A 13,178-nucleotide genomic window follows, 5' to 3' on the forward strand; every position below is an offset into this window, starting at 1 on the left:
CAATGGTCGCTTTTACCCTCAATGGCGAGGCGCGAACACTCGACGTCGATCCAGAGATGCCGCTGCTCTGGGCGGTCCGTGACGTCATCGGACTCACGGGAACGAAATTCGGTTGCGGGCTTGCCCAGTGCGGCGCTTGCACGGTTCACGTTAACGGCATGCCGACGCGCTCGTGCCAGACCGCAGTCGGCGACATCGAAGGAGCCTCGATCACCACCATTGAGGGTGTGTCGGGCAAGATAGGCGAAACGGTCCAGGCCGTGTGGGCCGAGTTCGACGTACCTCAATGCGGCTATTGCCAGTCTGGCCAGATCATGTCGGCCGTGGCCCTGCTCACAGAAACGCCTAAGCCGTCGGACGATGATATTGATTCGGCGATGAGCGGCAATCTCTGCCGCTGCGCCACCTATCATCGCATCCGCGCGGCCATCCACGAGACCGCCAACCGGCTGGAGACTTGAGCCATGTCGCAGTTTCTCTCGAAGCATAACTCCGTGCGGCCCACGCGCCGCCGGTTCCTCGTCGGCGCGGGCGTCACCACCGCTGGCCTCGCCGTAGGCTACCGGCTAGTGCTGGCGGCGTCCGACATCGCACAAACGACTACTGCAAAGGTTCAGGCGAACCCCTTCCAGACCTATGTCGAGATCACAAAGGAGAACCGAATCATCATCTACTCCTCGCAGTTCGAGATGGGACAAGGCTCCTATTTCGGCATCGCCACCCTGGTTATGGAAGAGCTCGACGGCGACTGGGCGCAGGTGGACGTGGTCGGCGGATATGGCAATACCGCGCTCTACGGCAATCTCGCCTGGGGCGGGGCCGCACAGGCAACCGGTGGCTCCACGTCGATGAGTTCGTCGTGGGAACGCTACCGCAAGGCGGGTGCTGCCGCACGGGCCTTGCTGGTGGCGGCCGCGGCGCAGCGGTGGGATGTGCCAGCCGGCGAGATCAAAGTCGCTTCCGGGGTCGTGTCGCACGCCTCAGGGATGCAGGCGCGCTACGGTGACCTGGCTGAAGCCGCAGCGGGAATGCCGGTTCCCGACGACGTGCCGCTAAAGCCGCGCGACAAGTGGGCCCAGATCGGATCGGACAGCCTCAAGCGCTACGATTCTGCCGGCAAGACCAACGGCGCGCAGACCTACACGATCGACCTCATGATGGAGGGACTCCAGACGGCCGTTATGATCCATCCGCCGAAGTTCGGCGCCGAGATCGAGAGCTTCGACGCAACCAAGGCGAAGGCACTCGACGGCATTGTCGATGTCGTCCAGACGCCGCGAGGCATTGCCGTGGTTGGCAGGGACACCTGGACGGCGCTCAAGGGCCGCGAACTCGTGGAGGTGACCTGGAACGAGGAGAAGGCCGAAGGGCGCGGCACGGCCGAGATCATGGCCGAATACAACAAGGCAGCAGACGATCTGGGCGCGGCCACCGCGCGCGACGACGGTAACACTCCCGCAGCGTTCGCCAGTGCTGAGAAAATCATCGAGGGGCACTACGAATTCCCCTATCTTGTCCATGCTTCGATCGAGCCACTCAACGCGGCCGCCCGAATCAACGAAGACGGCACCATCGACGTCTGGGGCGGACACCAGATGCCCGACCTTTATCAGGCGGCTGCCGCTCAGGTAGGCGGCACCACGCCGGACAAGGTGAGGCTGCACGTGATGAAGACCGGCGGCAGTTTCGGCCGCCGCGCGGTCTTTGATGCAGATGTCATTATCGAAGCTGTTTCCACAGCGCGTGCACTGGGACGCGGCAAGCCAGTGAAGGTGCAGTGGACCCGCGAGAATGACATGCGGGGTGGGCGGTACCGGCCGGCCTATGTGCATGCAGTCAAGGCGGGGCTCGACAAGAAAGGCAATGTCGTCGCTCTCCATGACCACATCGTGGGCCAATCGGTCTTGGGCGGTTCGACCTCTGCGGCGATGATCAAGAACGGCATCGATCCAACCTCCGTAGAGGGCGCCACCAACCTGCCCTATGCGATCCCGAACCTGAAGGTCGAGCTGACCACCACGGACGTGAACATCCCGGTGCTGTGGTGGCGTTCGGTAGGCTCCACCCACACCGCTTACGCGGTGGAAACCCTGATCGATGAGCTCGCCGCCGCTGCGAACCGTGATCCGGTCGACTTCCGCTTGTCAATGCTCGGTCACCATCCACGGAATGCCGCCGTGCTTAAAGTGGCTGCTGAGAAGGCAGGCTGGGACAAGCCTCTGCCGGAAGGCCGTTTCCGCGGCGTGGCCCTGCATGAAAGCCTCTCGACCTATGTCGCCGATGTGGTGGAGATCACCCTCAACGATGAAAATGGTTTCAAGGTCGACCGCGTCGTCTGCGCGGTAGATTGCGGCACCGCGATAAATCCTGACCAGATTCGCGCTCAGATGGAGGGCGGTATCGGCTTCGGGCTAGGCGCGATCCTCCAGGAGGAGCTGACCCTGAATGGCGGTGTCGTAGACCAAGAGAACTACGATACCTATACACCGCTCAGGATCGAGCAGATGCCGCGAGTCGAGGTGCACATTGTGCCGTCCGAGGAGCCGCCCACGGGAGTTGGTGAGCCAGGTGTGCCGCCTATCGGCCCGGCCGTCGCCAACGCGCTACGGGCGGCGACGGGCAAGACTATCCGCAAGCTGCCGATTATAAAGAACATGTCAGGAATGACACCATGAAACAGCCGCGATGAAGATCGCGCCGTTTTCGAAACGCCTCCTGACAGGCGCTCATCTCCATGGGTCAAATTCCGGCGGCTGCCCGCTCCAATATCCGGTTTGGAGACGGCACCCCGTGTTCTGAACGACCACAGACGGGCCTTGGCGCCGGTTCCACTGAAGAACCGCTTTCGAGACGCAAATGCGTCCACTCCATGAAGAGCACAACCGTATAGCACCAGGAAGGCTAGCTACCTCCATCGCTTCGGAGACCCAGGCCCTCAGAAAACCGAACCTCCCGAGCTCAGAGGCGCTCGTGATCACAATCGCGCTGGTGCGTGGATCATTGTTCAAGGGTTTGCCGATAGGCAGGCGAGATGGCCGATCGACATGATCTTCGCCCGATGCTCTACAAACACAATGCCAGCCGCTGTCACGGAGTCGCGAAGACGAAGGCAATGTGGGTCGACGCCGATACTCATCGTTTTGGTTGACAGAGCGCTTGGAATGCCATGCGCTTCACATCGGAGTAGCCATCCGGGAAGCCTGAAGCGCTTTGAAAACGCATGTGCTGCGGCTGTTATTCATAGCGTGGATGACTTTGATCAAAACAATCGATTTCATCACCCTTCCGGAATCGTGCATGGACAAAAAAGAGCCTCACGCACCAATCACACGCTGCTCTATCGCGTGACGAAAGCTGCCTTAGGAATAATCCAAAGGAGAAAATCTTCCATGCGCCCTGACGTGCAGTGGAGGTCGTGCCGAGAAAGTGAGTTGCAACTGGCCGACAATGTCGGGCGGTGCGACCATGGTCGCTTCGGAGAATGAAATCGGGCCAGTTCACGGGGGCGGTACTGTTATTCGTCGACGGCCGCCCTTCCCAAGAACAGGCGGCATCGCAAGTTGGTTCTGCCGATGAAAACGACATTGCCGGATACATGTCAGCAGCCGCTCAGGATTGGATGATCCAGCCAAGCTCTCGGCGTGATGGCACCGTAGGTGTCACAGTCGAAGCATCTCATTGATCGTTTATGAGGCTTTCTTCGATGCCGCTGATGCCTGACGGGCGGTCGCAGCTGCAGGCGACAACACGGCCTATTTAGTTGGAACAGTCGAGGTAAGCCAATTTGGCTTCCCGTTACTATCTGGAGAAAGAAATGCTGTGTCTAGGAATCAGCGGCGGACTTGACCAAGTCCATGAAAACCGATTCGAGCGTCCGAACGCCTTTATGCACGATGGCGCCGCGGTGCTCGTCCGAGACGGAAAGGTGATAGCCGCCGTAGAAGAGGAACGCCTCAATCGAATCAAGCACTCGAACAAGCTGCCAAGTGGTTCGATTCAATACTGTCTTTCGACGGCCGGGGTTCAGCTCAGCGACATTGATCGTGTCGCGGTCTACGCCAGCGAGCCCTACGCCAACGCCATGCTTGAAGGTATGTCCGCTTCCCAACCAGACATTCTCTCCATTCCGTTGGATGCTAAAATGTTGGTGCAGAACCTGTTAGCGCGTGAGTTCGGCACTAAGTTGGACAGTTCACGTATTTCATTCGTAGGTCATCATCAGGCGCACGCCGTGAGCGCCTTTGCAATGTCGGGCTTCGAACAAAGTCTCATTCTAGCGATTGATGGCTGTGGTGATTTCCTGTCGGGCCTTGTGGCGGTAGGGTCTGGCACAGAAATTACGCAAATCGAGGCTTTCCCGGAGGACAATTCTCTGGGGCTGTTTTATCTCGAGACGATCCGCTGTCTCGGCTACGGCTTGTTCGACGAGTATAAGGTAATGGGACTCGCGCCCTATGGCGACCCCGCTCCCTATCGCGAGCTCTTCGAGCAGTTCTACGAGCTCTCCGCCAACGGTGGCTACCGTGTTCACCTCGACCGCATCGGTCCGGCGTTGCTCCGCAACATCGAGATCAGGCGAAAGGGAATGCCTTTCACCCAGCAGCATCGAGATGTGAGTGCGTCACTGCAGGAAGCGCTTGAGCGGATCGTGTTCCACATTCTCCGGCACCACCGTGAGGCCACCGGCATGAAGCGGCTGTGTCTGGCGGGAGGGGTAGCCCACAACTGCACGATGAACGGCAAGCTGCTGTATTCAGGGCTTTTCGAAGACATCTTCGTGCAACCCGCGTCTCACGACGCTGGCTGCGCATTGGGAGCTGCGCTGATAGTCTCTAACGAGATGGGCCGCCCCGCGCCGCGTGAGCGACTGCAGGAGGTCTATTGGGGTCCTGATCTCGGGAGCGACCGCGCCGTGGAACAGGAACTGAATGCATGGGCCGGACATCTCGAGGTTGAACGCTCTTATGACGTAGCGATCAGTGCAGCCGACTGGATCGCCAACGGCGCCGTGATCGGCTGGGTGCAGGGTCGTTCGGAGTTTGGGCCACGTGCGCTGGGCAACCGCAGCATTCTTGCCGACCCTCGGCCCGCTGCGAACAAGGACCGGATCAATGCCATGGTCAAGAAGCGCGAAGGCTACAGGCCTTTCGCACCATCTGTGCTGGAAGAGGATGCGAGCGAATTTTTCGACCTCCCGGACGGTAAGCACGAATTTCCATTCATGAATTTCGTCGTTCGCGTGCGTGACTCAAAGCGCGCCTTGTTGGGTGCCATTACGCACGTCGACGGTACGGCTCGGCTGCAAACAGTATCGCGCGATGCCAACCCCGCTTACTGGGAGGTCATCAATGCGTTCAAGAAGCGGACAGGCACTCCAATTCTGCTCAATACGTCCTTTAACAACAATGCTGAACCGATCGTGGATACGGTTGCAGACGCGATTGCCACATTTTTGACGACAGAGCTGGATGGACTTGTGGTCGGGCCCTTCCTGGTTAAAAAACGGGCTGCAACGCTGCAGGATTGGACTGCGCTTGCGATTTCATTGCCTCCCTCAGTCTCCCTCCATCAAACCCGTGCTTACACAGCGCGAGATCATCAGGAGACTGTCTGTGAGATTATTCCGAACCACTCCAGCATTGACAGTGTGCGAATTTCAAACGACTTGTTTAATCTACTGATGCGGATCGAGGGCGAAGCCGTGTTGCGAGATCACCTCAATATGATTGAGCCGGATCAGGCCAGGCATGCAGCTCTAATGGAGGGCCTGCGAAGACTGTGGGAGCAGCGCCTGGTTCGGTTGCATCCCTCACAAGCTGGTCGGATGGATCATGCGTCCGATCAAACGCTGGGCCAGCCCAATAGACAATCAGCCTGATAGAGATGCACCTCAAGCTCGGCCAATCAAGGGTTTTTGTCGACCCCGCCTGCGAGCTCCCGCTGTGATTACGGGGTCGTCGCCTAGCGGCGGCGCCCACCACCATCTCCATCAGTCGCTTCGGCGACAAAGCCAATCATCTCCCGTAAGAGAAGTGCTTTCGGGCAAGGTCTGCAGGTTCAAGGAGTTCGTTGAAGGCGCCGCCAGCTGGAGCTGCGTCGAGCGCATCATCGCGCATGGTCGAACTCGGCGCCCAAGGGAAATCGCCCAATTCGACACGCGTGCGTTTGCGCCTCATTCAAAACCGCTGCGCGGGTGGTCGAGGTGAAATCGGAAGTCCGTCTGTGCCAGCCGACGACGTTCCCGCAGCGCATCCTGCACATCGCCCTCGATCGCATTCCTCAACTCGCGACATACGACGGGGCGCAGGCGCCGGAAACGAACCCGCCCACCGCAACCTGCAAACTCCCGCCTGTCCTCACGACGGAGCAATCCTGTCGCCTGACCAGGCGCGTGGAAAAGCATCACAAGGGTGACCACAGCGTCGCTTCAGGCCGTCAAACGCTATTGCCGTGCGTCAAGGCGGACTAGGTGACCCGTCGGGAAGCCGGCACCAGCGGCTTTGTCGGGACAAGACACATGCTATTGGGATTTGACCGCCGCAGCCGCGAGCATCGCTTCTCCCATCGCAATGGCCCCTTGGGCACGCAGCATTTCGCCAGGGTTCTGAATGTCGCGCAACTCTTTGTTCTGGCTGAGTTTTGATTTTCCAACCAGGCCGGTGATCTCGATCTCCAAGGCGACGATTGCCCTGACCATCGTGTCGATGAAGTCCTTCGGCGCGTCGCCCATCTTCCATGGGACCGGCTGCGAGGCTTCTTGCATGTGAGTGAGCTTCGCCACGTTGCGGCGCACATACCGCTCATCATCCCGGACAGTGATGCGTCCGTGGGCATGGACGACGAGATAGTTCCAGGTCGGCACCTGCTTGTGGAATTCATGCTTGCTCGGATACCAGTTCGGCGAGATGTAAGCGTCGGCCTCACGGAAGATTACGAGAACCTCATCGCCATTGGCGACTTCCTCCCAGACTGGGTTCTTGCGAGCGACATGGCAATTGAGAACGCCCTTGTCTCCCTTCGAGCGGTCAAGCTCGAAAGGGAGGTGGTTCGCGTCCAGCGTGCCTTTGCTTTGGGTGACGAGGATACCCAGCGGGTGTCTCTCGATAAGGTCAAACAGGGCGTTCTGATCAGGGACGGCAAAATGAGGCGGAACGTACAACGGTTTATCTCCTGTCGCGAATGTGCGGTTGTTAGTAATCGGCGGGGCCTTACGGAACGTGCCCCTGAATCTTCGCTGCCGTCGACGAGTGCCCCGGATTTCGGTATCCACCACGCTCAAGCACCGCCATCGTGAAGTGGGCGGGCACATCAGATGCCGCCGCATATGAGTGAGGTTGGTCAGTGACAAGCCGCGCACTCTCGCCTTCGCTTAAAATTTCCAGGTGGGTACCTACCACAACGCTCAGGGCACCCTGACTGACCGAGATCAGCTCGCGCGTATCCGGACTATGAGCGTCCGCGGAAAACACATCGCCCGGCATCATGACCCAGCTCCACAGTTCGAACATCGTGCGTCCCGAGGTCGACGAATGCAGTTGCGCAGAGCTTCCCTTGGCGCTCGTCCAAAGCCTCCTGGTCTCTGTCCGCTCGATGGGAAGGCGCACCGTGGAAGGGTGCTCGTTCAACAAATCGGCCACCGAGAGCGAAAACGCCGCCGCCAGCCGACACAGTATGCCGATACTGGGGTTCGCCCTACCCTGCTCCAGCGCGACCACGGTTCCCTTCGATAGGCCACTTAGTTTAGCCAGGCGATCCAGGGTCAGGCTTTGGTCACGCCTCAAGTCTCGGATCCGGGCTGCTATCGCTTGCCCAAGCGCTTGCTCGGCATCAAACGCTTCCGTAACATTGGTCATTATATTGACTTGGGTCCTCGGCTCACGTATTGCGGTCAGTATAATGACCGGCACGAAATTGCAACTGCCCGTTAGGAAGGAATAACCGATGCGTTTTGAGACGAAGGCGATCCACTGCGGCCGAGGTGTCGACGCGTCCACGGGGGCCGTATCCATGCCGCTGCACACCAGCACGACGTTCGAACGAGGCGCCAACGGGTCATTTCCGTCCGGCTTCGAATACACAAGGGATGGAAATCCGACACGCAATGCGTTCGAGGCGGCCATGGCGACGCTTGAGGGAGGGGGAGACGGCATCGCCTTCGCTTCGGGCATGGCCGCAATCGCTGCAGTTTTCGAGAGCCATCCGTCGGCGGGTCGGATCGTTCTGCCGGATGACATGTATTTCGGCATTCGTTCGCTGATCGAAGAGACCGACATTGGGTCTCGCTTCGACTTTGCCCCCGTCGACATGCGCGATTTGGACGCTTTGCGCGCCGCGGTGACATCGAAGCGGACTGGCCTCGTCTGGGTCGAGACGCCGTCAAACCCGATGATCCGCGTTGTCGACATTGCGGCCATCTGCGCAATCGCGCACGAGGCAGACGCCTTGGCGGTGGTGGACAATACGTGGGCCACCCCAGTGCTTCAACTGCCACTCGAAATCGGGGCAGACGCGGTGATGCACTCGGCGACAAAGTACATTGGCGGCCACTCGGATTTGATGGCCGGTGTCGTCATTGTCCCAAACGCGTCACCCCTCGGTCGCCCATTGCGGATGGTCCAGAAACACAAGGGCAGCGTCGCAGCGCCCTTCGACTGTTGGCTGGCGTTGCGGGGCCTGCAGACATTGCCGGTCCGCATGCGCGCCCATTGCGAAGGCGCCCAGAAAGTGGCCGAGGCCCTGGCGTCTCATCCGCGCGTCGAAAAAGTGCTCTTTCCTGGTTTGCAAACTGATCCGGGACACGATCTTGCTACGCGGCAAATGAGCCATTACGGAGCGATGCTATCCTTTATCGTCGAGGGCGGAGCCGATGCTGCAATGGCCGTGGCCGGCCGCCTGAAGATTGTTGTCCGGGCGACAAGCCTTGGCGGCACGCATTCTCTGATAGAGCATCGCGCATCCGTTGAAGGTGCGAAGTCCAAAGCGCCAGGCGGATTGCTGCGAATTTCTGTAGGGCTTGAACATCCTCAGGACATTATAGATGACCTGATGCAGGCCCTAGGCGAAACCTGCAAAGCGGGAGTCCAATGACGGGTGCAAGAACTCTGGCGCCGCTTTACGTGACGGCTGGCGCAGCCGACGATCGGCAGAACAATGTTCCTGCTGAGTAGAACGCACGTCCTCTGGTGAACCGCTACCGCCGTGTCGCATTGTCTCGGGCGTGGTGGTCGCCTGGGTGATGAACGTCTTCGGGTTTCCGGACGATGGCCACGCGCTCGACCGGATAGCGGAAATACCCAGACTTGCCGTTGACCTACTGCTGCTCGACCTCGTCGGAGATCGCGGTCAACAGATGGGATGGATGTGCTGGCACTACGGCAGTTTGACAAGCCGGCCATCGGGGCGCTAGCACCGTCCAAAGCCAAGAGTCGCAGGGCAGAACTGACCGCACCCAGCGGGCTGCGGGACCCATCAGCTAACGGCCAGGTTGGTACCTCAAGGCGCATCAGCACCATGGATGTCACATTGTCCTTGTTGCGAGCGCGATTTCGGAACTTCGTTGTGACGCAGTCTGTGCACAGAGCGCACCGCTGTAAGCAAATGAGCGGACGAACGACACCCAGTGGAGGAGAGAAGTGATGCGGCGTCAAGATCCTCCGCGCTTTGCGGCAAACACACTGATCCCTCTTCACAACCCGGTCTTTCGTTCTATCTGGACAGCCACGCAGATATCCAGCCTTGGCTGGCTGGTGCAGAGCGTGGCTATAAGCTGGCTCATGGCGACGATTTCAGCCTCCGATCTAATGGTTGCGCTCGTACAGGCTGCATCGACACTGCCCGCGTTCTTCTTGTCGATCCTTGCTGGAGCCATTGCAGACAGCTTCAGCCGCCGCGGCGTGATGCTTGCCGGACACTGCCTTATCGCACTGGCATCCACGGCGCTGGCACTCGCTGTGGGACTGGGCTTTGTTAGTCCATGGCTGATCCTGGGACTGAGTTTCTTGGCCGGATGCGGCTTTGCCTTGAACGATCCAGCATGGCACGCGTCGGTAGGCGATATCCTGGAAAAGCGCGACATACCCGCCGCAGTGACGCTGATGTCGGTGGGCTACAACGTGGTTCGGAGCATAGGACCGGCGCTGGGCGGTGTAATCTTAGCTTTGCTAGGCCCCCTTACGGCTTTCGCCCTCGCTGCGCTGAGTGACCTGGTCCCGTTGAGCGCTGTTCTGCGCTCAAAGTGGCAAGTTCGCTTTTCGCCTCTTCCGCGCGAGCGGATGACTACGGCCATTCATGATGGCATGCGATTCACGGCAATATCCTCAGAGATCAGAGTGGCGATTGTGCGTGCAACCCTATTCGGGCTGTCAAGCATCTCGATCCTTGCTCTGCTCCCCCTCCTGGTTCGCGACCAGCTGGCGGGAGGGCCAATTGTTTACGGGGTGCTATTGGCTGGCTTCGGCACAGGCGCCTTCATAGCCGGCATTGGCAGCAGCTACTTGAGACGCATTACGTCCCAGAACCGATTGATCACGCTCGCATCCGTTGCTTGCGCAACGTGTTGCCTTTTGATGGCCCTCACATCGTCGGTGGCTGTGGCGGCGATCGCGCTTGCAATCGGTGGCGCTGGCTGGGTTGTCACCTGGACCGGAACCGACGTGTGTGTGCAGTTGGCAAGCCCAAGGTGGGTCGTTGGTCGGACCCTGTCCATCTATTACGCCCTGACCTACGGCGGCATGGCAGCGGGCAGCTGGATCTGGGGTGCTGTCGCGCAGTACTATTCGCTGACGTGGGCTTTGGAAGGTGCTGCAGCGGCACTGTTGCTGGTCGCGGCTGTGGGAAAGCTATTGCCAGTGCGGCTATGGGAGGAATCGGATCAAGCGGCCGTCGACTTCAGGCCACCAGAACTGGCCCTCCCTTTGAAACCCAGGAGCGGTCCGATCGTGATCAAGGTGGAGTACTCGATACCCGAGGAGAGTATCGATGAATTTCTGAGCTGCATGCGCGAAAGGCGGCGCGTTCAGAGCCGCGCCGGTGCGCGGGACTGGACCCTCCAGCGCGACCTTCAGAAGTCGACGCTTTGGACCGAGACATTCCGCACGCCGACATGGACGGACTATCTTCGTCTAAACCATCGGCTGACGGTGAATGACAGGGAGGTAGGCGAGCGCCTTGCCGCTCTGCACATGGGTGATTCTCCGCCTCGCATCTCACTTTCAATCGAGCGGTCGACAAGCCCCGCCCCCGGCAGCCAAGTCCAGCCTGTGCCTTTTGTATCGCGCCCGTGAGATAACCAAGACTTGTCTGGGCTTGGACACGGAACGAGCTACTCCTTGATTTGTCGAGCCTGCCCGGATTGCAAATCGTTCCGGCCGGTTAGGCGAGCATGAGAATTCGCGCGGCAATTATGTCAATCACGGGTCCCATGTTCAGCCCGCCCCCCCTCTGCCGCCAGATCGGCTTGAGCACGGATTCAGGTCGCCCGTCCTTTGCATAGCGGCGGGCAACGAATAGCAAGGGGGCGGAGGGTATCCCCGTCTGCGAAGCGGGCAGAGGAGGAATCCGCAAGGCGGGTTGCTGGGGAGGGGTCGCGCGCCTCTTTCCGCCGGTAGTGTGCTGAGAGTTCTGCAAATTCGCTGAGAGGGGGCGGTCATGGCAGGCTGGTGATTGTTCACGTCACCNGATTCCCGCGAAGGAACGCCACCATGACCAAGACTGAAGTTAAGACCGCCAGCGCTGCCGTCAAAGACATTTTGCTTTCGAACCCGGATGGATTGCACGAAGTGCTCCGTGCGGTGATGCAGGAGGTGCTTGAGGCCGAGATGGACGAGGCGCTGGGTGCCTCGAAGAGCGAGCGCACGCCCGAACGGCTTGGCTATCGCTCGGGCTATTACGGCCGTACCCTTGTGACGCGGGTCGGCAAGCTCGAGCTGCGGGTTCCGCAGGACCGGGCCGGNCTCGGGCTATTACGGCCGTACCCTTGTGACGCGGGTCGGCAAGCTCGAGCTGCGGGTTCCGCAGGACCGGGCCGGCCGCTTCTCCACCGAGCTGTTCGAGCGCTACCAGCGTTCCGAGCGGGCCTTGGTGGCGACGCTGGCCGAGATGTATGTCCAGGGCGTGTCGACCCGCAAGGTGAAGGCGATCACGGAAGAACTGTGCGGCCATGCCTTCTCGGCCTCGTCGATCNCAGGGCGTGTCGACCCGCAAGGTGAAGGCGATCACGGAAGAACTGTGCGGCCATGCCTTCTCGGCCTCGTCGATCTCGGCCATCAACAAGCGGCTGGACGAGAGCCTCGCTGCCTTTGCCAGGCGCCCCCTTCAAGAGCCGTTTCCTTACCTCATCCTCGATGCGCGCTACGAGAAGGTGCGTGAAGCCGGTGTTGTCATGAGCCAGGCGGTGCTGATCGCGGTCGGTATCGACTGGGACGGAAGGCGCCAGATCCTGGCCGTGGAGATGGCCAATCGCGAGAGCCGCTCGGCCTGGAGGGACTTCCTCGTCGGCCTCAAGGCGCGCGGCCTCAAGGGCGTCGAGTTGGTTGTGTCCGACGATCACGCCGGCCTGGTGGCAGCGATCGGCGAGGTGATCCCCGAAGCCGCCTGGCAACGCTGCTACGTGCACTTCCTCAGGAACGCGCTCGATCATCTGCCGAGGAAGCACGGCGACGACTGCCTGCAGGAATTGCGCTGGCTCTACGACCGGCGCGATCTCGCAGAGGCCAGGGCTGATCTTGCCGCATGGCTTGCCAAATGGTCGGCACGCTATCCGCGCCTGACAGGCTGGGCCGAGGATGCCATCGAACAAACCCTGACCTTCTTCAGGCTGCCGAGACAGCACCANCGCATGGCTTGCCAAATGGTCGGCCCGCTATCCGCGCCTGACAGGCTGGGCCGAGGATGCCATCGAACAAACCCTGACCTTCTTCAGGCTGCCGAGACAGCACCACAAGCATCTCAAATCCACCAACATGCTGGAGCGGCTCAACGAGGAAATCCGCCGGCGCACCTATGTCGTGCGCATCTTCCCCAACACCGAAAGCTGCCTGCGCCTGGTCAGGGCGTTGGCCGTCGAGACCAATGAAAACTGGATGGAGGCCAACCGATACATCAACATGGACGACCTGCGCGAGCACAAGAAGCTCGCTCTGCGCCAAGCCGCATGACCAGCATCATGGCCGCCCCATTTT

General features: G+C 60.1%; 7 protein-coding genes and 2 pseudogenes. 7 read left to right on the forward strand and 2 right to left on the reverse strand.

Going from position 1 to position 13,178, the window contains the following annotated elements; all coding sequences use genetic code 11:
• The first annotated feature begins 2 nt into the window (after positions 1–2).
• From X727_RS154050 to X727_RS154040, 3 genes are all read left to right on the forward strand, one after another.
• Positions 3–461: a (2Fe-2S)-binding protein gene (locus X727_RS154050; RefSeq protein WP_023708041.1), complete on the forward strand. Its 459-nt coding sequence runs from the start codon at positions 3–5 to the stop codon at positions 459–461.
• Positions 462–464: 3 nt separating this feature from the next.
• Complete coding sequence (locus X727_RS154045) at positions 465–2,675, forward strand: xanthine dehydrogenase family protein molybdopterin-binding subunit (protein WP_023827298.1); 2,211 nt, start codon at positions 465–467, stop codon at positions 2,673–2,675.
• A gap of 1,139 nt (positions 2,676–3,814) precedes the next feature.
• Positions 3,815–5,878 (forward strand): carbamoyltransferase, encoded by a 2,064-nt coding sequence (locus X727_RS154040; RefSeq protein ID WP_023672384.1) that lies wholly within the window; start codon positions 3,815–3,817, stop codon positions 5,876–5,878.
• Positions 5,879–6,520: 642 nt separating this feature from the next.
• Here X727_RS154040 and X727_RS154030 read toward each other — a convergent pair.
• Positions 6,521–7,159, reverse strand: a complete 639-nt coding sequence (locus X727_RS154030; protein ID WP_023672382.1) for an FMN-binding negative transcriptional regulator — start codon at positions 7,157–7,159, stop codon at positions 6,521–6,523.
• Between the two features lie 49 nt (positions 7,160–7,208).
• Complete coding sequence (locus X727_RS154025) at positions 7,209–7,853, reverse strand: XRE family transcriptional regulator (RefSeq protein ID WP_023834076.1); 645 nt, start codon at positions 7,851–7,853, stop codon at positions 7,209–7,211.
• Between the two features lie 88 nt (positions 7,854–7,941).
• Here X727_RS154025 and X727_RS154020 point away from each other — a divergent pair, with 88 nt between their 5' ends.
• The 4 genes and pseudogenes from X727_RS154020 to X727_RS1000000169590 all read left to right on the forward strand — a co-directional run.
• Entirely contained in the window at positions 7,942–9,087 is a 1,146-nt protein-coding gene (locus X727_RS154020) for a PLP-dependent aspartate aminotransferase family protein (protein ID WP_023685532.1), read from the forward strand.
• 548 nt (positions 9,088–9,635) lie between these two features.
• Entirely contained in the window at positions 9,636–11,282 is a 1,647-nt protein-coding gene (locus tag X727_RS154015; RefSeq protein ID WP_023704122.1) for an MFS transporter, read from the forward strand.
• A 417-nt stretch (positions 11,283–11,699) separates the two neighbouring features.
• Positions 11,700–12,835, forward strand: a pseudogene (locus tag X727_RS01000000164555) (IS256 family transposase); the annotation flags it as partial.
• Between the two features lies 1 nt (position 12,836).
• Positions 12,837–13,154 (forward strand): annotated as a pseudogene (locus X727_RS1000000169590) (transposase); the annotation flags it as partial.
• Positions 13,155–13,178: the final 24 nt, after the last annotated feature.

The sequence above is a fragment of the Mesorhizobium sp. L103C105A0 genome (assembly GCF_000502215.1).
Taxonomy (GTDB): domain Bacteria; phylum Pseudomonadota; class Alphaproteobacteria; order Rhizobiales; family Rhizobiaceae; genus Mesorhizobium.